Source organism: Pseudoalteromonas sp. TB51 (assembly GCF_000498055.1).
In the GTDB taxonomy this organism is placed as follows: Bacteria; Pseudomonadota; Gammaproteobacteria; order Enterobacterales; family Alteromonadaceae; genus Pseudoalteromonas; species Pseudoalteromonas atlantica.
In genome coordinates this window covers 1-23,491 of the sequence record NZ_AUTO01000342.1, presented here as the reverse complement: position 1 = coordinate 23,491, position 23,491 = coordinate 1, and the positions used below count along the sequence as shown (strand labels likewise).

Below are 23,491 nucleotides of genomic sequence, written 5' to 3'. Positions count from 1 at the left end.
GAACAATGGCAGCCTTGCTGTGTCCAGTGCCCTGAGTTATGAACTCGCGGCGCAATTTCGTTAACCAGTAAAGTGCCGTTTACATCAAAAAACTCAATGGCAAGTACGCCAACATAATTAAGCTCGTTGGCAATTTTTGTAAATGCACTATGGGCCTGCTGTTCAACCAGCGTGTTATTTTTACCCGCAATCGACAAAGTAAGCACGCCGTTGGTGTGCTCGTTTTCAGTAATTGGGTAAATGGCCACATTACCTTGCTTATCGCGTGCACCAATAATAGAGACTTCACGGTCAAACGGGATCATTTTTTCAGCAATAATGCTGTGTGGCGCATCCTGTGTGCCAGAGGCAATAAAATCAGCCATTTCCGACCAAATTTGCTCTATTTGGTCATCTGATTTTAAACGCCACTGCCCTTTACCATCGTACCCTGCTTGGCACGTTTTAATAACCAGCGGTTTTCCTAGGGTTTTAACCGCTAATTCTAAATGCGCTTTTTCTGTGATCAGTTGATACGGCGCACACGCTACGTTTGTTTTATCTAGTAGCGCTTTTTCTAATGCGCGGTCGCCACCGGTTTTAATGGCAGCTTTACCTGGGTAAAATTTATTACTGTTGCAGCACAGTGTAAGTACATCATCGGGGATATGCTCAAACTCTGCGGTAATCGCATCAGCATCACTAATTGCCTGCTCAAGTGTGGTTGTGTAAATTTCACCGGTTAGCGGATGCATAATTTTTTGGCTGCCTACATCGTACGCAACCACATTTAAATTAAGGGGGGCGCCTGCTAGGCTCATCATTCGCGCAAGTTGGCCGGCACCTAAAATTAAAATTTTCATTTTTACTCTGCAGGATTAGGGTTAGCTAAAATAGTCTCGGTTTGCTCTTTACGAAATGCTTCAATTTTTGCAAAAATTTCTGGGTTTTGGCATCCTAAAATTTGTGCAGCAAGTAAACCTGCGTTAGCAGCGCCTGGCTCACCAATAGCCAGTGTACCCACGGCTACGCCTTTTGGCATTTGGCAAATAGATAACAATGAATCTACACCGTTTAAGGCTTTAGATTTAACTGGAACACCAAGCACAGGAAGCGATGTAAATGCCGCTGCCATACCAGGTAAATGCGCAGCACCACCGGCGCCAGCAATAATCACTTTTATGCCTCGATCTGCGGCTGAATTTGCATAATCTGCAAGAAGTTGAGGAGTGCGGTGCGCAGAGACCACTTTTGTTTCGTACTCAATACCAAATTTTTCGAGCATGAGCGCTGCGTGTTCCATGGTTGGCCAATCTGATTTAGAACCCATAATAATGCCAACAGTCATAAATACTCCTCAGTAATGTATTTTAAAAATAGCGGACTTATGTCCGGTTTTAGGCGGGTATTATACCCAAACCAAGTTTAATTGCGACTCACAAAAACAAAAAAAGCCACGTTTAAACATGGCTTTTAAAGGGTTGCAGTTACAAAGTGCTTATACTTCTTTGCTTGCTAGGTATTCGCTGTAGTTGCCTCTAAAGTCAATCACCTGGCCGTCTTTTATCTCCCAAATACGGGTAGCAACCGATGATACAAACTGGCGATCGTGCGATACAAACAGTAAAGTGCCTTCGTACGCTTCTAATGCAAGGTTTAACGCCTCGATAGACTCCATATCCATGTGGTTTGTTGGCTCATCCATTAACAGTATATTTGGTTTATGCATCATAATTTTACCAAATAACATACGGCCTTGTTCACCACCTGAAATAACCTTTACAGACTTTTTAATATCGTTTTGCGAAAACAACATGCGTCCTAAAAAGCCACGAACCACTTGCTCGTCGTCGCCTTCTTGTTGCCATTGCTCCATCCACTCAAACAAGTTCATGTCTTTTTCAAACTCGTCAGCATGATCTTGCGCGTAGTAACCAATATTGGCATTTTCAGACCACTTAAACTCGCCCGACTTAGGTGCTAAACGCCCAGCAAGCGTATTAAGTAAGGTTGTTTTACCTACACCGTTTTCACCGATAATAGCAATGCGCTCGCCTACTTCTACTAAACCTTCTAAATTTGAAAACAACGTATTGTCTTCAAAACCTTGGCTTAGGTTAGTCATTTCTAATGCATTACGAAATAGCTGTTTTTCTTGCTCAAAGCGAATAAACGGCGATTGGCGAGAAGAGGCTTTTACTTCTTCTAGCTGAATTTTATCAATACGTTTTGCACGCGACGTTGCTTGTTTAGCCTTTGACGCGTTTGCAGAAAAGCGCGATACAAACTGTTGTAGTTCAGCAATTTGGCTTTTCTTTTTCGCGTTTTCACTTAATAGGCGCTCACGTGCTTGTGTTGCTGCAAACATGTACTCATCGTAGTTACCTGGGTAAATACGAAGCTCGCCGTAATCAATATCAGCCATGTGCGTACATACTGAGTTTAAAAAGTGACGGTCATGCGAGATGATGATCATGGTGCAGTCGCGTTGATTAAGCACATCTTCTAACCATTTAATGGTGTAAATGTCCAAGTTATTGGTTGGCTCATCAAGTAGCATAATATCAGGGTCAGAAAACAGCACTTGCGCAAGTAACACACGTAGTTTAAAACCTGGTGCTATTTCAGACATAGGGCCGTAATGCTGCTCTGTCGAAATACCTACCCCTAATAAAAGCTCACCCGCTTTAGACTCAGCTGAATAGCCGTCCATTTCGGCAAATTCAGTTTCTAAATCGGCTACTTTCATGCCGTCTTCTTCACTCATCTCTGGTAATGAGTAAATGCGATCGCGCTCTTGTTTAATATCCCATAATTCTTTATGGCCCATGATCACAGTATCAATTACAGAGTATTCTTCGTAAGCAAACTGGTCTTGGTTTAGTTTAGCCACACGTTCATTTGGATCTGTACTTACGTTACCTGCAGAGGGCTCTAGTTCGCCACTTAGGATTTTCATAAATGTAGATTTACCACAACCGTTTGCACCAATTAAACCATAACGGTTTCCTTCGCCAAACTTTGCAGATATGTTTTCAAATAACGGTTTAGCACCAAATTGCATGGTGATGTTAGCTGTACTAATAATAGCGCTACCCTCCAAGGGGACATGATGTATTTAAATTGCGCGCAGTTTAAACTAAATACAGCTTTTTTTCTATGAAAGTTTAAGGTTGAAAGCGTATGAACTATGCCCTATTCCACTCATTAAAGGCGTAAATTAATGCCTAACAAATAGTGCCTAAAAACGCGATTAAGCCAGTGAATGCTTATTCAACTAAAAAAATGCGCTTAGCTAAAAATAATAGCGCGATTTGTGCGCCATATCAGGGTTTAAATTTTCATTAATAAACCCGTTTAACTTAATAAGTCGATTGTTTATCGCAAAGCATTTTAAAAAACAGATAACTGGGTATATATTTATGATATAAAATGCTTTTTAGAGTTTTTGCACTAGCGTTTTATTTTTATCCAACATGAAAAAAACTCATTTTAAAACCCACTTACTTGCGCTATTTTCAGCACTATTTACGTAGTTTATAATCAAAAAAAGCCTATCCTTTAACAGATAAAAAACACCATTAACCTCCAGTGAATATTTATTCATTTTTGGTGTTAATTTCATTGATTATTTTTCACTTTTGAGCCCATAAGGGCTTTGTTAGTCTTCATGCCTTCTAAATTTAATGTCACTTTTTAAAGTTAATACACACAAGGCATCACAAATGATTAAAAACTTTGTAACCCTACTATTAGGAACAAGCATAGTAGTCGCGCCAGCTGCTTCAGCAGTAGAGCTCTATAAGGATGAAAAGAACACTATTAAAGTAGGTGGTTACCTTGATGTGCGCGTTATTAATACGCAAAATCAAACCGAAGTGGTAAATGGTACATCACGTATAAACTTTGGCTTTACTCGCCAACTTAAAAAAGACTGGTCGGCACTGGCGCTTGTTGAATGGGGTGTAAACCCTGTTGGTAGTAGCGATATTATTTACAACAACCGCTTTGAATCTATTCAAGATGAGTTTTTATATAACCGTTTAGGTTATGCTGGCCTTTCGCACGAAAAGTACGGGCAAATTACCATTGGTAAACAATGGGGTGCGTGGTAAGACGTAGTTTATGGCACCAATAACAGCTTTGTATGGGATGGTAATGCTGCGGGTGTTTACACATACAACAAAGACGACGGTGCTGTAAATGGTACTGGCCGTGGTGATAAATTAATTCAATACCGTAATAGCTACAACGACTTTAGCTTTGCAGTTCAAGCGCAACTTAAAAACAGCGAATTTTATACCTGTGATGTTGATGATATTTCTGAAGAAGCGTGTGAAGCCCTGTGGAATGATGGCGACAGCGCAGCTCAAGAAGTAGAGTTTAACTACACCTTTGGTGGTTCTGTAACTTATAACGCAACCGACATGTTAACGTTAACAGCAGGCGTAAACCGTGGTGAATTTGATGTAACGTATGGCGATGGCACAACACAAACCGTTGAAGACTTAATTTTTGGTGCGGGTGTAATGTGGGGCAGCATTGAAAAACCAGGTTTATACGTTGCCGCTAACATAAATAAAAGCGAAAACCACGATACCGATAACCTAGGGCGCTTAATTAAAGACTCTATTGGTGTAGAAACCTTTATGTCGTACCGTTTTGATAACGATGTGCGCCCTTTTGTGGCTTATAACATTTTAGATGCCGGTGACGATTACGTTATTCAACCTAACTTTAATACCGATCCTAATGATGTATTCAAACGTCAGTTTGCTGTGATTGGTGTTCATTACTTAATTGACGAAAACACCATTGCCTACGCTGAAGCCCGTAAAGATTTTAGCGACTTTGAAAGTGATGACAAAGACCAGCAATCGCAAATGGAAGCGTCAGAAGACGACGGGATTGCATTTGGTTTTAGATACAAGTTTTAATTTCCCACCATAACAACACACAAAGCCCAGCTATATGCTGGGCTTTTTTATTTTAAACGTTAAATGATGAAAAAATTTAAATGTTTGAATGCGTTAACAATGGCTATTATTTGTTATAACACTTTATAAAAGCTGTGTGCGCTGCGTATTATTAATGCCTGTAAACATGCTTACAAATTCACCCGTTAATTAATGGAGAGAAAATGAGTTCACTCCAAACCGCCGGTAATTTTACTCTACTATGTATTGCCAGCTTAACCATAATGGTTGGCACCCTGTTAGCGCCGGGTTTAGTTACCATTGCTGATGGCTTAGGCATACAAAGCAACAGCGTATTATTAATTACTTTACCTTCTTTAGGTGCGGTGGTGTTTGCCCCCCTAGCCGGAAGATTAATAGACAAGTACGGCGCATACCCTTTAATTATAATAGGTTTATTTTTATACGGATTAGTGGGTGCATGTGCTTACTTTTTACATGGCCCAACCTTAGTATTTATTAATCGTTTTGCATTAGGTGGTATTACAGCAATAGTGATGGCAAGTTGCACCGTATTAATTTCAACGTGGTACAACGGCGAAGCCCGACTGAATATGATTGCCAAACAAGGTATGGCGATAGAGCTAGGTGGCGTTATATTTTTATTTTTAGGCGGTGTTTTAGCGTCAATGTATTGGGGATTCCCCCTTGCTTTGTATTTAATTGCTTGGCTATTTTTAGCTATGTTGCTCATGTTTGTCCCCCGTAAGCAGCAATTAAACGCCCAAAACACAGAGCAAACTCAACAAATAAAAAAGAGCCATTCAAACGCATTAACGCTTAAAGGGGTTTATATAGTATCAACCCTAGCTATGACCATATTTTTTACCTCTACCGTGCTTTTACCTATTACCTTGCACGCACTAAATTTTAATGAGTCTGAAATAGGCCAACTATTGGCTTTTATATCGTTAATTGCAGTATTTACAGCGGGATTTATGCCTAAAGCAACTAAACGCCTTAGTGAGAAAAATGTATTAGCAATCGCATTTTTTGCCTTTGGTTTATCATACCTTTGCTTTATACAATCAAGTACATTGATATTAGTATTAGGCGCGCTATTAATTGGTATTGGCTTTGGTTTTAGCATTCCTCTTTTAAACCACATGACCGTAGAGCTAAGCCCAGAAAATGTACGCGGACGTAACTTATCGTATTTTACAATGGCGGTGTTCTCTGGTCAGTTTTTTACCTCGTTTATGGAGTACATACCTGGGGGTGAACATAACGTATTTATAATATGCAGTATTTTAAGCGCTGTTGTAGCTATCGCCCTTCTTGTAAAACCTAAAGCGCACTAAGTAGCAATCAATAACCGGTAAAATTATCAAATTAAGTAGCCAATTATCCCCTATTTATTGGCTACTTTTATTCTCCTTCACTCTTTAGCTAAGTTAAGCACTTAATAACAATTTAGTATGATGTGTTCTTTTACTATAAAGCCACCAGCAATGGTTGTTGCTTTAGTTAATTGCATTGTAAAGTCAGTTTTTTAGCCTTAGCAAACAAGTATTAATTAAAGCGATTATAAGCAAAAAGGTGTGTACTGTATATAAATACAGTACACACCTTTTTTTATAACAAACCTTAAGGTTGAACAGGGCCCTAGCGTTACCCACTGCTTAACTTCAAGTGCAGTCATTATCAGCTCTACAGAAAAAGCAGCCAGTATCATCCCCATCACACGCGTTAAAATAGACGCCCCGCCAATACCAATAAGCTTTATAATTTTGCCCGACAGCAACAACAAAATTAAGGTTACACCCAACACTGCCAGTGTAATTAACGCTGTGCCTATTTGGGTTGTAATTGGATGAATGTGATTATCGGTAAGTAATATAACGGCTAAAATAGCCCCTGGTGTGGCAGTAGCAGGTATAGCAAGCGGAAACACTGCAATATCGTGCCCTGGGTCTTGTTTTGCTTTATTTGAATCATTGCCAAATATCATTTGTAAGCCAAACAAAAATAAAATTATCCCGCCCCCTAACTGAAACGATACCAGCCGTATACCCATCGCATTTAAAATAAGCTGCCCTATTAAAATAGAGCCAAGTAACACAGCGCCTGCATATAGCACAGTTTTAAACGCAGTTTTACGACGTTGTTGAACAGTTAAATGAGAAGTGAGCGCAGCAAAAAGCGCCATAGTCCCTATTGGGTCAATAGTGGCCCAAATAACGAGGGCATCTTGAGATAGTTTTTCTAGCATATAAAATCCTTGTTAAGCGAACACGTTTTAAAAACTCGGGTAACAAATTCATTTGCTTACGCTTAACTAAAAGCCAAATTGGCTATTTTTTATATTGCATTTGTTCCTCTTATGATGAAATTTACTAACGTGTATTATGTAAATGCAGCACTAATACATTACTGATGCGGTACTAAACGTGTTTATACCAAATAGAATGCTCACCCAAGCTAAAGCCTAATTTAACTAATAAGTTATGCGAACGCGCATTATGTGCACTTACCTGCGCCGCTAAGTAATTAAGCGGTATAGCCTGTTTAAGTGTTTTAACAAAGCCGGTAATTACCTCAAACATAATGCCCTTATCCCAATACATAGGATCAAGCTCAAACCCTATAAACGCCCTACTTTTACAAGGCGATAAATTATAAAGCCCACAGGTGCCCATGAGTTTGCCATTTATATTATGTTCAATAGCCACTCTTATCACTTCGCCTTCGTAATAGGCGGTAATATCGTCTTGTATTAATTGCTTAATTTGGCATTTACTTAATGGGGTTTGATAGTCGTTAAATTCGCTCACTTGCGGGTGATTCAAAATAGAAAATAACTGTGGGGCATGCTTATGGGTAATTAAACGCAATGTAACGCGTTCAAGCTGAGTTGTTTTAAACATTTTATACAGGAGTTAAAATAGCGCTTTATGGTTAAGCATTATTAACTTACCATAGCGTATTCACAAGCATTATCTTTATAGCCAATATTGAGAGCAATAATGAGCGACGATTTTAAAGTAATTCAACCTACCACAACAGTATACTGCCCTAAACGTGGTGAGGGCTGGACCCTAACAGGCATTACTAATATAAACGAGTTTACCTCGGTAATGTTTGACGGCACACGTTATACACTCCCCGCACGCGAAATAGTAGAAGAGCTGTTACCAAACCAATTAGCCCGAGAGCAAAATAATAGCTAGCGCCCGTGTATAAACGGAAGTGNGCCACTGTGCAGCCAACTATATATAGAGTAACGAAGGATTAAAATGTATCGTCTTCACTGTATACATTTACTTTTAACTCGTCTTCATCTTCAAAAACAACAAACGAAATAGGCTTACAACATACTTGGCAGTCTTCTATGTATTGCTCACCAATATCTGCCGCGTCTAATAATACTTCTATACTTTCGCCGCAATACGGGCAACTTATCGATTTTTCGGTTAACTGGTTCATTTAACACCTGCTACTTTTATCTCAATGCTTTCACTTTAATAAACACACTTTAATAAACACACTCTGATAATACAACATTGTGCTACAGAGGTTGCCCAATGTACGTATGACCTTAATTAAAAACCATTACGTATATTACTTTTTCCGCTATTCACGTTAGCCTACTAAAAACAATGAAATAGGTTTTACAGTTAAAGGGTCTAACTATTAAGAATATGTATTTAAACTCATACTAGAGGTAGATTATTATATGAAAAAATCACTTACGCTTGCATTAACATCTGCCGCAATGTTGTTTAGCACCTTTTCACATGCAGCCAAAACCGATAAAGCAGTTTTAGCCGGTGGATGTTTTTGGTGTATGGAAAGCGACTTTGAAAAGCTAAAAGGCGTAAAAGATGTTATATCGGGTTTTACCGGCGGTAAAATTAAAAACCCGACCTACAATGGTAACCATCAAGGCCATTATGAAGCAGTACAAATTACTTACGACCCTGATGTAGTAAGCTACAAAGGCATACTTGATCATTTTTGGGTAAATATTGATCCCTTTGATGCCAAAGGCCAATTTTGCGATAAAGGCCCTAGTTATTTAAGCGCCATATTTGTCGCTAACGAGCAAGAGCGCAAAATAGCAGAGCAAACCAAACAAGCCGTAATAGCAGAGTTTCCAAATCAAACAGTGGTCACGCCAATACTTAATGCCAGCACTTTTTACCCAATTAAAGGTAAAGAAAGCTACCATCAGGATTATTATAAAAATAACCCCATACGCTACAATACCTACCGCTGGCGCTGCGGACGCGATAACCGCCTAGAAGAAATTTGGGGCGATAGAGTCACACATTAAAAACTATTGTTAGAACAATTGATGGGTTTACACAAACCCATCCCCATTACAGCTATCTGCTAATTCTATTCATTCCGCCCCTAATTATAAAGATTATTTTGATACTGTTTCCTAAAACAGCTTATTTATCTAACTTTATAAATATAATAAATTGCACTCCTAAATTGATAAAACCTAATTCAACAACTGGAGTTACACATTATGTCTGCCACCCAATTACAACTTGCTCGTGCTCTAGCGTTACCTTCAAGAGAAGCCATGTTAAATCGTGAGCACTCTGTACAGCATTTTTGGTACAACAACGACCAACTACTTACACAAGCCTGGAAAGAGTGGGAAGAAACCGAAGTAGATACAGCCACCTTTACCCTTGACGATTCATTACTAGATAAAAACTTACGTGAAGCCGTTAATGCTGCATGGCAAGATCCATCAAAAGAGCATTTAGTAAAATCACTACTAGAAGAAGTAGCGACTGATGTTTATCAGTTTCAATTTTTTGATCCTGAGCGCCTAGCAGTTTTACGTGGTTACCTAGAAAAAGTATGGAATGCTAACATTCCTATGCGTCCACCGTACGGTATTGTATTAAACCGCCGCGGCGCCATGCTCGACAAACGCTCAGAGGGCTATTTAGCTGCTCCTAGTTTTCAGGCATTTTATAACCAAGTATTAAATACATACATGCGCCCTATTTCACGTTTATTGTTTCCTGAAATCATAGGTTACGATACGCAAACGTTTGGTTTTTCTATTTATTACGACCCAAGTACAGATGCGTCTATTCGTCCGCATACCGATGCATCATCAGTAACATTAAATATTAATTTAAACTTACCTGGCGAAGAATTTAGCGGATCAGAGCTTGATTTTTACGACCAAGTAAACGAAAAAGTTGTGCAACTTAGCTTTAAACCAGGCACCGCCATGATCCACAAAGGCAATGTACCACACGCGGCAAAACCTATAACCAGTGGCGACAGAACAAACCTAGTGTTATGGCTTTTTGGCGATAATGGCCGTATACCAGCGCCGGGTTCTAAACGTACAGATATTGACGCAAAAGAGCGTTGGACTACGCCAAAAACAACGCCAGACGGCTACGCACCTTTTTAAACGGTGCCAAGTTTAACCTTTTTTGCCTAATACTTGCCCATTAAAGGTATTTAATCATACTTTAATGGGCTATTTACTTGTTACATAACCACTTAGTTACTATCTTTTTAGTATGCTAAGTTAATTTAAACAGCCTAATGAAGTTAAACTTTTTTATAATAACTACACTGCTTGTATCCTCTTTTGCCTGTGCATCGCCTACTAAACAAAAATTAGTTGTAGGTTTTGGCGAAACCCTACCACCTTTTGTAATGTCACATACCAACAGCGGGCTAACCCTCGATATTATTAAAGCCGCATTAACGCCTTTAGGTTATCAAATAGAGCCACGCTATTACCCTTATACTCGCCGCGCTAAAGAGTATATAGATGGAAAGCTCGACATACTAGCCGACATAAACTTAAGCACAGAAAACGGTAATCTCCTAAGCGGTTATATTTCAAATGAAGCCTATGAATACGAAAACGTTGCGATAGCCCTAAGGAGCAAGCATTTTAACTTTACTAAAATCTCAGATTTAACACATTACAGCTTAATCTCGTGGCCCAGCGCCGGCATACATTTAGGTGAAGAATATGCAAAAATGGCAAAAGCCAATACACAATATTACGAAGTGCACGACCAATCTCTTCAAGTTAAAATGCTTTTTTCAAACAAGGCTAATGTCATTCAAATGGATAAACAAAGTTTTGATTACTATCGCTCAACCCTTAAAGGTATTGATAGCACACAACCTGTAGATCACTTTGCGCTGTTTGGTAAAAGCCCTAGTGGCTATTTATTTAAATCAAAAAAATTACGTGATGACTTTAATATTCAGCTGCAAAAGTTAAAAAATTCAGGCGAGTACTCTAAAATATTAAAAAAATACAAACACGCCAAATAAAAAAAGGTCGCTTTAACTAAGCGACCTTTTTACGTTTACAGCGCAAAATACCAATTAAAACTTATAAGAGGCAGAAAATTTAACGTTACGTGGTTTACCAGGTTGTACCCATGCATCGGCAAACGAGTTTGTGTAATACGTTTCATCAAACAGGTTATTTACCTCAGCCGTAACACCAATCGCGTCTGTTACATCGTAATTTACAAATACACGCGCGGTTGTATAACTGGGTAGTTTAAAGTCGGTACCAAAATAGCCATTGCGTTCGTCTACAAATAATAGCCCGCCACCAAATTTAATTGCATTGCCATATAACTCGCCCGATTTAACAAGCTGCAAGCTAAGTTGATGCTCTGGTACATTTAAAAGTGACTCGCCGGCCTCTACTGTGTAGCCAAAGTTAGCATCAAAAAATGAGTTTTCTATTTGGGCATCTACATACGCATACGACGCCCAAATTTCTAAACTATCGCTAAGCTCACCCGTTAGGTCTATTTCTATTCCCTTACTTTGCGCTTCACCAATGGCTGCGTAGGTAAACGCTGTTGGGTCATCTACTACTAGCATGTTGTCTTGATCTACTTTAAATACGGCAACGGTACCAAATAACGAGCCATCGTTAAGTGTAAATTTTACACCTAGCTCAGCAGAGGTAGATTGGTTTGGCTCAAAACCATCGCCATTGGTATCAGTGCCCGAAAGCGGGCGAAAGTTTTCGCCATAGGCTGCATAAACAGATACATAATCACCGGCTTCATACACCACACCAAACTGCGGGCTCACGCGCGACTGCGTTTGTTTAGTATTAGTGCCTGCTAAACGGTTATTTAAGCGCTGCTCGTAATCATCAAAACGGGCACCAATACGAATATCTAACTTATCGGTAACGCTTATTTGGTCTTGAATAAATACCCCTAGTGACTCTTGAATCTCTACGCGGTCGGTATTAGATGTAGGCGTTGGTAATTCATACGCGCCGTATACAGGGTTAAATACATTAATGTATTGATCGCCCCGTACACGCAAAATAAATTGATCGTTTTCAAATTTATCAGCGTCAACACCCATAATTAAACGGTGCTTAAAACCGCCAAGCTCAAGGCTGCCGCTTAGCTCTGCACGCAATACATGGTATTGAGCATCAAAATCGCGGTAGCGCCTAAAGCGGTTTACTTCGCCATCAACTACGCCGCCAAACCCGGTTTCGGTTGCAAAGCCTTCCATAGAGGTATCACGGTAGTTTGCACCAAATAAAATGCTCCAGTTATCATCAAAGTCATGAATGTACTCTAACTGATGCCCTAGTACATCGGCTTCAATTGGGCCATCGCCCGGCTCACCTAAAAAGCGACTTTGTGGTATAAGCCCAAGCTCGCCATCTATGGCTAATACGCCTCTATCAAACGGTACTTCTTGCTCGCTGTATTCAAGCTCGTAAACAAGTTGGCTACTGTCGTTAATATTCCACACTATTGACGGGCTAAAGCCGTGTTTAGTGGTTTCTATGGTGTCTCTAAAGCTCTCGGCGTCTTCGTAAAAACCAACCACTCTAATTGCAACGTCATCGTTAAGCGCCGTGGTGTAATCTACATCGGCGCGGTAAGTATCAAAACTCCCTACCGAGAGCTTAATTTCACTTTGCGTATCAAACGTTGGGCGTTTAGTAACTAAGTTTACTGTACCACCTGGCTCACCACGGCCAAATAAAGCCGCACGCGGGCCTTTTAAAACCTCAACCGACTCAATACCCGACAAATCACGCGAGCCACCAAAACCGCGCCCAGCATTAAAACCATTTACTAAGTAGTTACTGGGTAGGTTTTCATCGCCAACAAAGCCACGTAACGAAAAACTATTCCAAAGCCCTCCAAAGTTATTTTGCCGTGCAACAGAGGCCGATAAATCAAGCGCTTGGTCAAGGCTTACTGCACCTGCATTTTCAAGCGCTTCTAAATCAATTTTAAGCTCTGATTGTGGAGTTTCTAGTTGGCTAAAGTTACCTTGGTAAGCTTGGCGCGTAGCAACCACAGACAGCCTTTCAATGTTTGTGTTAGCACTGTGTGTTTGCTGGTTTTGATCAGCAGCTAAAGCGTGGCTGCTAAATAAGCTTACTAGGCACGCACTTAAATAGGTGAGCTTAAGCCCTGTTGTGTTGGTTTTCATTGTGAACCTTGTTAGTAATGTAAGTATTTTATAATTATGGTGTTGTTACTAGGTGCGCTAAAAAACGGCGTTTAGTGCACCTAGTAAGGATTACTTTGCTATAGCCTCAAAGCGTGGCATGTTATTGAGAACTGATTTAGGCGGGTTACCCTTATAAAATAACCAAGGGTAATAAAACTCACGTAATTGCTGATGATAATCACGAATTTGCTGCTCGTATGCATACGCCGCTACTGAGTCGGTTTGGGCGGCTCGCGTTAAGCTGCGCTGCAATAACAGCGGTGGCGAAAACCACGACACAACGCCTGCTAAGTCATATTTTTTAGCGGCTGCGTCTCGGTATGCTTTAGAGAGCGGCGCTGCTTTTAAATCGCCCATTTGCTGAAATGCGTAATACCATTTCCACTCAAACTCACTGCTCATAGCAATGTATGGCGCAAGTGCTGGGTACTCTTTAATAAAAGGCTGCATAGTGGCAAATTTTGGTAAATCCCAGGCATCATTTACCGCCTCACGCTGAGTAAGCATAATGTCGCCACCCTTAGGCGAATGCACCGACTTGTTTATAGCAAGGTCGCCTAAAATAGGAATAATAAAAGCAAATAATACCCATAAACCAATTAGGCCAGAGGCTACGCGCGGCGCACTAGTCGCGTTTTTGCCCCACCACACACTCAGCGCAGTCCAAAATGCAAGGTATGCAATACAAAGTAGCGATACATACGCAATTTCAAACGCGCTTGCCCCAGCTATAAATGCACCTATAAAAAATGGCAGCATTAAACACACTATTACTGCTAAAAACCTTACCGTTATACGTGCGCCCCACAAAGCAAAGTACGATTTAGCCGTAGTAACAAGTAAGTCGTGCCTGCCGCTGGTGCGCTCATTTGCAAATAAGTCATGAAATAGCAAAATAATAACCAGTGGTGCTAAGGCGCTAATTACAAATACAAAATCAATTTTACCGGCTTGTGCCAATTCGGCATTTTGTGCATCGCTTTCGTAAATTTGCCCCTCTATGGCCAATAAATTAATACGGTGTTTCCACGGGAATATATCGCGTTCCCCTAATGCTGCAAAAGCAAGGTTAGATGGCTGAGAATACGTTAAATGAAAACTGTAATAAGCCAGCATGCCCGGATCGTCTTGCTTTTGCTGCACTTTAGCGCGATCGCTTTGATCTGCAGCTTTTAAACGCTCTATTGTTTGCTGCTGCGCACTTACTTCGCTAAGCCCGCTGTATATTGCAAAGCCCGATAAAACAAAGCTACATAACAGCAATACCACAAGGTACTTTTGACGGAGTAAAAAGCCCCATTCTCGTGTAAGTTGTGTAATTAAATAACTCATATCAAACGTTTTCCTACCAATTTAATACCGCCTACAAGTACTACAATCCATAGTATTAACTGTAAAAAAGCGGGTACACTTCTTTGCGCGCGAACATCAGCGCTATCTACATCAAAGGTAAAGTTTTGCAGTATTTGCCAGTTCTCTGATCCTACGCGCGCTTTTTTAGTAGCCTCGGTATTGGCGTTACGGTTCATATCAACTTGGTAATCAAGCTTTTCAATGTGTACTTTGTTAAGCCCTTGCACAAAATCAAAGCGCAGCTGTTCGGTTTCGCGTAAAAAGCGATGATGGGTTTCTATGCTGGTGCCCACTACAATCATCGACAGCGAGCGAATAGCCACCATAGGCGATACCCAACCAAAGTAACGCGATACCTGCGTTTGTTTAAGCTCACTTTGCATGCGCTGCTCGGCAAACTGGTTTAATACCTTAGTTTGTTTAACCTCTGATTCACTGGCCACTAACCCTCTAAAGTTTACTGGTAGCTCATCAATGCTGTTTACGTTGTATTTTTTAAGCAGAGATTGTTTAAATTGCTTAAAGGCGGGGTCGTTGGTGTTATGGCCATCACCTAGTTTTCTAAGCTCAGCTTTTACTTCAAAGTCGGTTTCTATTTTACCGGCCGATGGCACAGCCGTAGAGGCACTTGTACTTGCTACGCGCGGCATAACAATGCAAAGTAAAATCCACACAAACGCAAGCGCTGTAAAGCTACCACTATTTTTACTAAACACGCTCGATGCTAATAAAACAACTAACACCCACACGCTTAAATACAATGCATAGCCCACAATAAAACTAACAACGGCTAAAAGGCTTTCACCCGCGCTAAGCGTAAATAACGCCGACACCGCTAATGGCGCAATAATTAACCCAACAACACACAAAAGCGCCAGCCCTTTACCCGCAATAAGCGTACTGCCTTTGGTGCCTTGCGCCAATAAATACGACAGCGTTTGCGATTCGCGCTCACGACTAATAGAGCTGTAACCAATTAAAATAAGCAGTAACGGCGCTAATGTTTGCACTATAAAAGCTGGCGTTAAGCTGCCAAGTTTTGTTAAAGCTGTGCCTTGGCGCTGCTCGGCAAACATTGCACTATTTTGCCTATGCCCTTCTAAAAATATTGAGTTACCTGTGTAGGCATCAATCCCCGGATCTAGGGTGCTCAGAGGGGTTGGTGTTCTAAAAGCGTAATGCCCGTAATGCACCATTCTGTGTGGGTGGCGATCGGGCTGCTCAGCAAAGCTTTGCTCTGCATTGCTTTGTAATTCATTACGAGTGTGGCTAAGTTCGTGCATTGTAATGGCAGTCACCACCACAGATGAAAGCGTAAGTAATAAACCTATGGCTAAAACGGTCATCGCCAGTTTTGAGCGAAGCCAATAGCGCCACTCATCTTTGGCAACTATCACCATTTTTGAAAAGTTATTTTTGCTCATTACGCGCCTCTTTGTGCAAACGCGGCATGAACTTGCTCGGTATCAATTCGGCCGTTTTCTGGCGCGTCAAATTCGCCCACCAGCTCGCCCGCTCTTAATAAACCAATTCGGTTTGCAACTTGGCATGCGCCGTATACATCGTGCGTTACCATTAAAATAGTGGCGCCGGTTAATGCAAGCTCACGCACTAACTGGTTAAACTCATCAATAGCAACAGGGTCAAGGCCCGATGTAGGCTCATCGAGTAAAAATATTGGGGCTTGGCGTAAAATAGCCAGTGCAATCGCGGTTTTTTGCCTCATGCCTTTAGAATACGTTTGCATAGGACGCTCCCATGCAGCTTGTTGTAGCGCTACACGGTTAAACGCAGCATTAATTTGCTCATCGGTTTTTTTAATATCAGCAAGCGATAAAAAATACGCCACGTTTTCGCGGGCAGTTAAATGCGGATATAACGTGGCCGACTCTGGCAAATACGCCGTTTTACCGCGTACAAAATCAAGTGCCTGTGTTACCTCTTTGCCCGCTACTTTTACAGAGCCTTGAGTGGGTTTATTAAACCCAAGCAAAGTTTTTAACGTGGTTGATTTACCCGCGCCGTTACCGCCAAGTAACGCGTAAATTTCGCCCGAGCCTACGCTAAAGTTTAAGTTTTTTAAAATAGCGTTGTTTTTAATGCTAAAACTTAACGATTCCACTTCAATAATGGCTTCGCTTTTAACTGCTTGAGTAGCAGCTTGAGTAGCGGCTTGAGTTGTATTTAGGTCTTCATTACGTGTTTGTTCTGCACGTGAAGATTCTTTCGGTGATGTTTGATTAACAGCTGTAGGTGTACTCACATTCAAACTCTATTAAGGGAAATTAGAATGCGTTGAATGTTATACTATATCAAATACATATTGCAACACTATAACATATTAATAATTAACAAATGATGCAGGAGTTTTAATAGTGTTACCTACGTTGATATATCCAACGGGTTTTGTCTATTACAAAAACCCATAACCATTTAAGCTAAAATCATTTAAACGCAGCGTTTAATATTAAGTACTTAAGTTATTTACGCCTTACCTTTAAAGTAAATTGAACAATGAACTTTTCAATTGCTAAAATGCCAACCTATTTTTCTATCAAGAGATACAATGGCAAATTTCAATACTCATCTTAATACTGCAGTCATCATCACAGGTTTTGGCTCGGCCACTTTATTAACTGCAGGCCATATTGATTTAAACGGCGCACTTTGGTTATGGTTTTTAGGCTCAATTGGCGGCTTATTACCCGACATAGACTCAGATAACTCAACCTCGCTCAATACTATTTTTAACTTATTCGCACTGAGCGCTGTATTACTGGTGCTGCATTACATAACCACCGAGCTAATAATCGAAATTAGTTTTATAGAGCTAATCGTAGTGCCGTTATTGGTGTACGGGTTTATGAAATACATTATTAGGCCTATTTTTGAATGGATCACTGTGCACAGAGGCAGTTGCCACTCGTTATTATTTTTACTGTTATGCGCGCTGTTAACAACGCAAGTAACGTGGCAACTAAACGAGCAAACAACCACACAAGCAGCCACCTTTGCCTGGTTAACAGGAGGGTTTATTTTAATCGGCGGGTTAATTCATTTATTACTCGATGAAATTTACAGTGTAGATTTAAGCAATGTCACTATTAAACGCTCCTTTGGCACCGCGTTAAAAATAGCCGACTTCGACAATAAATTAATTACCTTGGCATCAATAATTGCCATTGCAGGTTTAATCTATGTAGCCCCGCCTACAGAGCAAACTATTACCGCATTAAGTGATTGGTCACATTTTAGGCTTTTATCTTAATAAATAACATTTATAAGCTTAGCCACACAAAATACCCATAAACATTGTTTATGGGTATAAATGCTTTATTAAGCGATTGTTTTAATTTCCTCTCGAATAAACAGCCGCTTTAGTTAGTCGAAGTAACTCCAATATTTAATTTAAAGGTTAATTCACAAAAGGATTAGATGCGAATCTCTTTTAAGAGCTTAACATCTTATCTCAATGCGGCTTTGCCAATTTAAGTTTCATTAAAAGCACAAGTTTTAGCCTATTTGATATTAATTATTATTTTTATTGGTTTTAGTGAAATAATTACTCCGCTTTACCTGTCTTATAGCAGCAATACTTTCATCTGTTTGATGTATGCAAAGCGACTACAACTTTTAAAGCGTCAAATATAAAATTATAAGAGGTACATAATGGAATTTACACATAAACGCACCACCCTAATTACAGCATCGTTATTGTTAGCGTTGGCGATAACCCAGGCTATTTTTACTGCCCTTTACAGTGCTGAAATTAACTTTTCAAGGCAGTATGCATGGGGACTAGAAGCTGTGCTGTTTACTGTGCTTGTAGCCTTTGCAAGTACCACTATGGTGCAAGCTAAAAACGCTCAACTAGGTTGGTCGGCTATCACATTTAGCGCAATATTAAACATAGTACAGGTAAGCATTGGCCTAACGTTGTTTTCAACATTTGGCAAAGTGGCGGGCGCAGTAGAAGGCGCACAACCTTTAATTGGTGGCGTGGTGTCTTTATCATTCATGATTTACTACGCAGCTAAATTATTATTAGGATTAGCAGCTGTTGTTTTTGGCCTGTCTTACTTAGCTAAAGGTGGCAAAGTCATTGGCGGCCTTACAGCCCTAGCAGGCGCGGTTGCAATGCTTGCAAATGCAGTATTAATTATTGCTGGGCGTGATGGAATACTACCATCAGGCGTTGCTGGTGCATCAGGCATGATTGCAACGTTACTTCTAGCAATCTGCTTATTTGGTCTTAACCGTAAGCAAGACTAAGGCTTAATACCTTATAAGTAATTTGCTTATTTAGATAAGTTATAAACATCGGCGTGTATTAGAGTGCTAATTCGCCGATGTTTTACGTTTAAAGTGTTTAGATTTAAAGAGCTAGACGCCTCAATTATTTATAGCTAATTCACAAAGAGGTTATAAATAGCTTATGTCAAAAGGTTTTAACCAATTCATATTTTAATGTATGAAGTCAAGATTTGACCCCGTTGGCCCTTAGTTTCTGCATTTGAATAAAATGATAATAAGGTAATTAGCAATGCTAGAGCCTTAACTAAACGTTCCTTGTAACGTAGCAACTTGTCAAATCTAATTAAACAAATAAAACTCTCCCAGTTAAATTTAATACGTTCGTATTTCAAGTTAATACCCTTTTCGTAATCTAAAGGCTAATTCACAGAGAGGTTATAAGACGCTTCGCTTTTAGAGGCTATAAATAGCTTATATCAAAGCAATTTTGACTAATTTAAGTTTTGATGTGTGAAGTTAAGATTTGACCCCTTGCCTTTCTAATTCGCCGATATTTTATGTTTGAAGTGTCAGCCATCTTATTTTTTAAGACTAATCCACAAAGAGGCTATGAGGCGCTTCGCTTTTAGAGGGTTAAAAATAGCCTTTATTAAAAGCTTTTAGCCAATATATGTATTGATGTCTCTGCTCACTATTCATAAGCTTCAATTCCCAGCTTGAATAACTAACTCGATAGCTTCATCTATTATATTAACCGAGTAACGTGCTCTAGTTCTTTCACCTGAAGGACATGCAATTCTTGGTTCTGAATATTTAAAGTTTATATTTTCGCACCAAACAACAATCTCAAACTCTTTACTCTTTGATACTGTAATATTTAAAAACTCAAGCCTTTCTTTCACAGTAATAATATGTTTTAAATCTTTATCACCAACTTCAATTGATGCAAGGCGATCGTCTATACTTCCAAGTTTAGATTTTACATCTTCAACTTCGGTTTCCAATTTGTCTTGACGAACAATCGCATTAGCTAGAGCCCTTGAATTTTGAGCCAATATTTCGGCCATTTGCGATAAAGCTGAACCTTTAGGAATTAATGGCGGTGGATAACAACCATGTTTAGTTAAAGAAGGTATTACTTCATGATATAGCCATTTTTGAAATCTTTTACCTGCTTTGCTTTTGTCACTTGATAGAACACGAAATAATCCGGGTTGAGTTACAAAAATTTCTTTTTCTTCTGTGAAAGTGGGATTTATGGCTGGAATCATAATATATTCATCAGTATCTAATGAACTAAGTTGATTTTTTATTATTCCTGCCATTGATTTAGATATATGCTTTTCATCTAGCTCTCTATTTTCTTTGTTAAGAGTAATTAATACATCTTTAAGTGACACGTGAAGAATATCTTCGTACTGGCATGTCCTGATATCAGATGATCCAGTTTCTCCTTCATAGCATATTTTTACTAAGTTACTTTCCACCTTAATATTTACTCCATAATTTATTAAAATTTCATCCGCACAAAGCTAAGTGAAACTAGGAACTATCCTTAACGATAATACCGTACTCATCAAACAACTCCGATGATAAAGTACAAGTATACAGTTTTAGCTTTTTTACTAATAAGTCTAAACTTACCGATACACAAACTAAAAAATTATACCTATTAAACGACTTGCATGTATGCTTTTACTTTAAAACTAAATTTCTTTTTTTGTTTGGCATATTATCAACAAGTAAATCTAGGAGGACATCAATATTATACCCATATTCTGCTGAGTAATAGATAGGCTTAATGATACTAACTCCAGTAGCTTCCTTTACTCGATTTTGAATAGAAATAGTCTGAGACTCTAAGAAATCCTTTAGTTTCTCCATTGGCTCATTATTGGTATAATCCCAGTATCTACCTTTCATTGCCATATCAGCCTGATTTACAGCTACAACAATTCTTTCTTTTTGGAAATTTGGGACAATTATTTCATTTAATAGTTTATAGTTTGTTCCCATATCTCTATTTGAGCCTTCTATGATCACTAGAACCATATCTATAAAGCCATGCTTGTTATCGCTCATAGAATAATCTTTGTAGAGCAACTCAACTATTTTTTTAGAATGTTCACGATCCTTTTCGATTCCATCCCCCAAACCAGGAGTATCCCACAGTCGGAAATAATCATTGAGCATATAACTCGTTAAAGTCATTGTTTCAGGATCTACACCTTTTCCAACCTTAGCAATATCCTTTTGAAATATACTGTTTAATGTTGTAGATTTTCCAGCTCCTGTAACTCCTGTAACCATAATATCTAATGGATTGATCCCAATAATATTTAAGCCTGTAATGAAATCTGTTTCTCTATAATTTTTATACATTCAATTACCATAGATCTTTGATAATAGAGCCAACACTGCTGACTAAAGATTTTACAGCTCCAACCGCGGCTCCAGCAACTTTACCAATAGCTTCACCCGTTTTTCCCATACCCAGTATATTACCAAGCTCTTTACCTATTTCTCCGCCTGCCTTAGATGTTTCTACAATAGTTTCTACAAATGACTTATGAAGTTCAGCCGTATAATCCTTGATTTCATCGCTATCTTGCCACATTTCTTTCTCATCCGAAGTAGCATTCACATAAGCCAATCGTTTATCTATAGGTGTATTTTTAACAATAAAATAAAGTAGCTTAGATAAATTGTAAGGTTTTTGTTCTGCATCACTATCTTTAAAACCTGCTGAATAATAAATAGGCTCGATATTTATTCCTGTTGCTTCTTTAACCCTATTTTTCACAGATTTAACTTTATCATTTAAAAAATCGACGAGCTTAGGTTCAGGCTTATTACTTACAAAATTCCAATATCTGCCTTTCATTGCTACATCGGCCTGATTGATAGCAATTAAAACTCTATCTTTTGCATTTTCACCAATATTAGGAATAATTACCGAATTTATTAATTCATAAGATGTACCTAGATCCCGACTTCCACCATCTAAAATAACTAAAACTAAATCAATTAGTGGCTTGTTATCTGAATCCAATTCATTAAGCTTTGAAATGATCGCTTTTGAATGTTTTATATCTTTCTCTTTTCCATCCCCCAATCCAGGACTATCCCATAAAATTAGATTATCTAATTCATATTTTGAATCGCCCCGTGTTTGCCAGAGACTCAATAACTTGAGAAACTGGAACTATGAAAAAATCAAATCGCTATACATCAGAATTTCGTGAACGTGCAATTAGGCTTGTTACCACACAACAGCATGAATACCCTTCTCTTTGGGCTGCGCTAGTATCGATTTCAGATAAACTGGGATGTACCCCAGAAACACTTAGAGCATGGGTCAAGAAATCTCAAGCTCAACCGTCTAAACCCTCTTCTAATACGCAATCAACTGAAGAACGCCTTGCCGTCTTAGAGCGCGAGAATAAAGAGCTCAAGCGAACGAATGATATCCTGAGGCAAGCTGCCGCTTTTTTCGCCCAAGCGGAGCTCGACCGCAAACAGAAGTAATAGTGGATTTTATTGATGCTTGCAGAGAGCATTACGGTGTCGAGTCAATTTGCAAGGAATTGCCGATTGCACCATCAACGTATTATTCTCATAAACAGATACAAAGAGAGCCTGAGCGACTGTCTAACCGCAAAAAGCGTGATGCTGAGCTGATAATACTCATTCGCGAAGTGTGGGAGGATAATATGTCAGTTTATGGTGCAAGAAAAATATGGAAGCAGCTACAGCTTGACGACCATCAAGTCGCCCGCTGTACAGTCGAACGATTGATGCGAGTTATGGGAATTCAAGGTGTTCGTCGGGGTAAAGCACATAAGACAACGATACCTGACGAGCAACAAGATAAGCCACTTGATTTAGTTAATCGTCAATTTACTGCTGAGCAGCCAAATCAACTTTGGGTAGCTGACATCACCTATGTTGCCACATGGAGTGGGTTTGTTTATGTCGCTTTCGTGATAGATGTTTTTTCACGATACATTGTAGGTTGGCGTGTATCAACGACAATGCACACAGAGCTTATTCTTGATGCGTTAGAGCAAGCTATTTGGCATCGTGGCAACCCCGAAGGGTTAATTCACCACAGCGACAGAGGCAGCCAATATTTGTCTATACGATACACTGAGCGACTTGCTGAAGCTGGAATTCAAGCGTCTGTAGGCAGTGTGGGTGACTCTTATGACAATGCATTGGCTGAAACAATAAATGGATTATTTAAAACAGAGATTATTCGCAGAAATGGCCCGTGGAAGAATGTTGATGCTGTTGAATACGCAACGTTAGAGTGGGTCAATTGGTTTAATAATCAACGCTTATTATCTTCAATTGGGTATATTTCACCAGCTCAATATGAAACAGACTACTATGATAATTTAAACGAGTCAGGTAAAGTGGCCTGACTTAAACAAACTGGTCTCCGATGAACTCGGGGCGATTCA

General features: G+C 39.5%; 21 protein-coding genes, 1 pseudogene and 1 other annotated feature. Of the genes and pseudogenes, 9 read left to right on the top strand and 13 right to left on the bottom strand.

The features are described from left to right. The 3 genes from L650_RS0121740 to L650_RS0121730 all read right to left on the bottom strand — a co-directional run. Nucleotides 1-842, bottom strand: an 842-nt coding sequence (locus L650_RS0121740; protein WP_029774382.1) for an ATP-grasp domain-containing protein, incomplete at its 3' end; no start/stop codon positions are given. Between the two features lie 2 nt (nucleotides 843-844). Next, nucleotides 845-1,327, bottom strand: coding sequence for a 5-(carboxyamino)imidazole ribonucleotide mutase (purE, locus tag L650_RS0121735; RefSeq protein WP_024033606.1), 483 nt, complete (start codon nucleotides 1,325-1,327; stop codon nucleotides 845-847). Nucleotides 1,328-1,477: 150 nt separating this feature from the next. Next, nucleotides 1,478-3,067 carry an ABC-F family ATPase gene (locus tag L650_RS0121730; protein ID WP_083901794.1) on the bottom strand — a complete coding sequence of 530 codons (1,590 nt, stop codon included), beginning with the start codon at nucleotides 3,065-3,067 and terminating at the stop codon, nucleotides 1,478-1,480. Between the two features lie 637 nt (nucleotides 3,068-3,704). Between L650_RS0121730 and L650_RS0121715 the strand changes: the two are divergent. Together L650_RS0121715 and L650_RS0121710 are read left to right on the top strand one after the other, a co-directional pair. Beyond that, nucleotides 3,705-4,916, top strand: a pseudogene (locus L650_RS0121715) (porin). Nucleotides 4,917-5,119: 203 nt separating this feature from the next. After that, nucleotides 5,120-6,256 carry an MFS transporter gene (locus L650_RS0121710; RefSeq protein ID WP_029774381.1) on the top strand — a complete coding sequence of 379 codons (1,137 nt, stop codon included), beginning with the start codon at nucleotides 5,120-5,122 and terminating at the stop codon, nucleotides 6,254-6,256. A 224-nt stretch (nucleotides 6,257-6,480) separates the two neighbouring features. Here the strand turns inward: L650_RS0121710 and L650_RS0121705 are convergent, their stop codons facing one another. Then, nucleotides 6,481-7,167, bottom strand: a complete 687-nt coding sequence (locus L650_RS0121705; RefSeq protein ID WP_223230619.1) for a MarC family protein — start codon at nucleotides 7,165-7,167, stop codon at nucleotides 6,481-6,483. Between the two features lie 172 nt (nucleotides 7,168-7,339). Next, complete coding sequence (locus tag L650_RS0121700; protein WP_029774379.1) at nucleotides 7,340-7,822, bottom strand: GNAT family N-acetyltransferase; 483 nt, start codon at nucleotides 7,820-7,822, stop codon at nucleotides 7,340-7,342. A gap of 99 nt (nucleotides 7,823-7,921) precedes the next feature. Here L650_RS0121700 and L650_RS0121695 point away from each other — a divergent pair, with 99 nt between their 5' ends. After that, nucleotides 7,922-8,125 (top strand): hypothetical protein, encoded by a 204-nt coding sequence (locus L650_RS0121695; protein WP_004586614.1) that lies wholly within the window; start codon nucleotides 7,922-7,924, stop codon nucleotides 8,123-8,125. 61 nt (nucleotides 8,126-8,186) lie between these two features. Here the strand turns inward: L650_RS0121695 and L650_RS0121690 are convergent, their stop codons facing one another. Further along, entirely contained in the window at nucleotides 8,187-8,381 is a 195-nt protein-coding gene (locus L650_RS0121690) for a CPXCG motif-containing cysteine-rich protein (protein WP_004586615.1), read from the bottom strand. A gap of 250 nt (nucleotides 8,382-8,631) precedes the next feature. On the opposite strand from L650_RS0121690, the gene msrA reads away from it, so the two are divergent. The 3 genes from msrA to L650_RS0121675 all read left to right on the top strand — a co-directional run bounded on the left by msrA (nucleotide 8,632) and on the right by L650_RS0121675 (nucleotide 11,234). Beyond that, nucleotides 8,632-9,231, top strand: a complete 600-nt coding sequence (gene msrA, locus L650_RS0121685) for a peptide-methionine (S)-S-oxide reductase MsrA (RefSeq protein WP_029774378.1) — start codon at nucleotides 8,632-8,634, stop codon at nucleotides 9,229-9,231. Between the two features lie 201 nt (nucleotides 9,232-9,432). Then, nucleotides 9,433-10,347 carry a 2OG-Fe(II) oxygenase family protein gene (locus tag L650_RS0121680; protein ID WP_029774377.1) on the top strand — a complete coding sequence of 305 codons (915 nt, stop codon included), beginning with the start codon at nucleotides 9,433-9,435 and terminating at the stop codon, nucleotides 10,345-10,347. A gap of 137 nt (nucleotides 10,348-10,484) precedes the next feature. Then, nucleotides 10,485-11,234 (top strand): substrate-binding periplasmic protein, encoded by a 750-nt coding sequence (locus L650_RS0121675; protein ID WP_029774376.1) that lies wholly within the window; start codon nucleotides 10,485-10,487, stop codon nucleotides 11,232-11,234. Between the two features lie 54 nt (nucleotides 11,235-11,288). Here the strand turns inward: L650_RS0121675 and L650_RS0121670 are convergent, their stop codons facing one another. The 4 genes from L650_RS0121670 to L650_RS0121655 all read right to left on the bottom strand — a co-directional run bounded on the left by L650_RS0121670 (nucleotide 11,289) and on the right by L650_RS0121655 (nucleotide 17,034). Next, nucleotides 11,289-13,397, bottom strand: coding sequence for a TonB-dependent siderophore receptor (locus tag L650_RS0121670; RefSeq protein WP_029774375.1), 2,109 nt, complete (start codon nucleotides 13,395-13,397; stop codon nucleotides 11,289-11,291). Nucleotides 13,398-13,487: 90 nt separating this feature from the next. Continuing rightward, complete coding sequence (locus L650_RS0121665) at nucleotides 13,488-14,750, bottom strand: DUF3526 domain-containing protein (protein ID WP_029774374.1); 1,263 nt, start codon at nucleotides 14,748-14,750, stop codon at nucleotides 13,488-13,490. Further along, nucleotides 14,747-16,195, bottom strand: coding sequence for an ABC transporter permease (locus L650_RS0121660; protein WP_029774373.1), 1,449 nt, complete (start codon nucleotides 16,193-16,195; stop codon nucleotides 14,747-14,749). The genes L650_RS0121665 and L650_RS0121660 overlap by 4 nt, the downstream gene beginning before the upstream one ends. Further along, nucleotides 16,195-17,034: an ABC transporter ATP-binding protein gene (locus L650_RS0121655; RefSeq protein ID WP_029774372.1), complete on the bottom strand. Its 840-nt coding sequence runs from the start codon at nucleotides 17,032-17,034 to the stop codon at nucleotides 16,195-16,197. Before L650_RS0121655 ends, L650_RS0121660 begins: the two co-directional genes overlap by 1 nt. A 303-nt stretch (nucleotides 17,035-17,337) precedes the next feature. Here L650_RS0121655 and L650_RS0121650 point away from each other — a divergent pair, with 303 nt between their 5' ends. Both L650_RS0121650 and L650_RS0121645 read left to right on the top strand, forming a co-directional pair. Further along, nucleotides 17,338-18,039: a metal-dependent hydrolase gene (locus L650_RS0121650; protein WP_029774371.1), complete on the top strand. Its 702-nt coding sequence runs from the start codon at nucleotides 17,338-17,340 to the stop codon at nucleotides 18,037-18,039. 401 nt (nucleotides 18,040-18,440) lie between these two features. Further along, on the top strand, nucleotides 18,441-19,043 hold the full coding sequence (locus tag L650_RS0121645) for a hypothetical protein (RefSeq protein ID WP_029774370.1): 603 nt from the start codon (nucleotides 18,441-18,443) through the stop codon (nucleotides 19,041-19,043). A gap of 686 nt (nucleotides 19,044-19,729) precedes the next feature. On the opposite strand, the gene L650_RS0121640 is transcribed toward L650_RS0121645, so the two are convergent. The 3 genes from L650_RS0121640 to L650_RS0121630 all read right to left on the bottom strand — a co-directional run bounded on the left by L650_RS0121640 (nucleotide 19,730) and on the right by L650_RS0121630 (nucleotide 22,212). After that, on the bottom strand, nucleotides 19,730-20,512 hold the full coding sequence (locus L650_RS0121640) for a BRO family protein (RefSeq protein WP_029774369.1): 783 nt from the start codon (nucleotides 20,510-20,512) through the stop codon (nucleotides 19,730-19,732). Nucleotides 20,513-20,720: 208 nt separating this feature from the next. After that, nucleotides 20,721-21,407 carry a GTPase family protein gene (locus tag L650_RS0121635; protein ID WP_085065550.1) on the bottom strand — a complete coding sequence of 229 codons (687 nt, stop codon included), beginning with the start codon at nucleotides 21,405-21,407 and terminating at the stop codon, nucleotides 20,721-20,723. A 4-nt stretch (nucleotides 21,408-21,411) separates the two neighbouring features. Beyond that, nucleotides 21,412-22,212 (bottom strand): hypothetical protein, encoded by an 801-nt coding sequence (locus tag L650_RS0121630; protein WP_085065549.1) that lies wholly within the window; start codon nucleotides 22,210-22,212, stop codon nucleotides 21,412-21,414. 20 nt (nucleotides 22,213-22,232) lie between these two features. Between L650_RS0121630 and L650_RS0121620 the strand changes: the two genes are divergently transcribed. Continuing rightward, a protein-coding gene (locus L650_RS0121620; RefSeq protein WP_223230517.1) for an IS3 family transposase occupies nucleotides 22,233-23,452 on the top strand; the annotation gives its coding sequence in 2 pieces (ribosomal slippage) (nucleotides 22,233-22,521 and nucleotides 22,521-23,452; 1,221 coding nt in all). After that, nucleotides 22,511-22,627: a sequence feature (AL1L pseudoknot), on the top strand. Its footprint overlaps the gene before it by 117 nt. Nucleotides 23,453-23,491 lie beyond the last annotated feature (39 nt).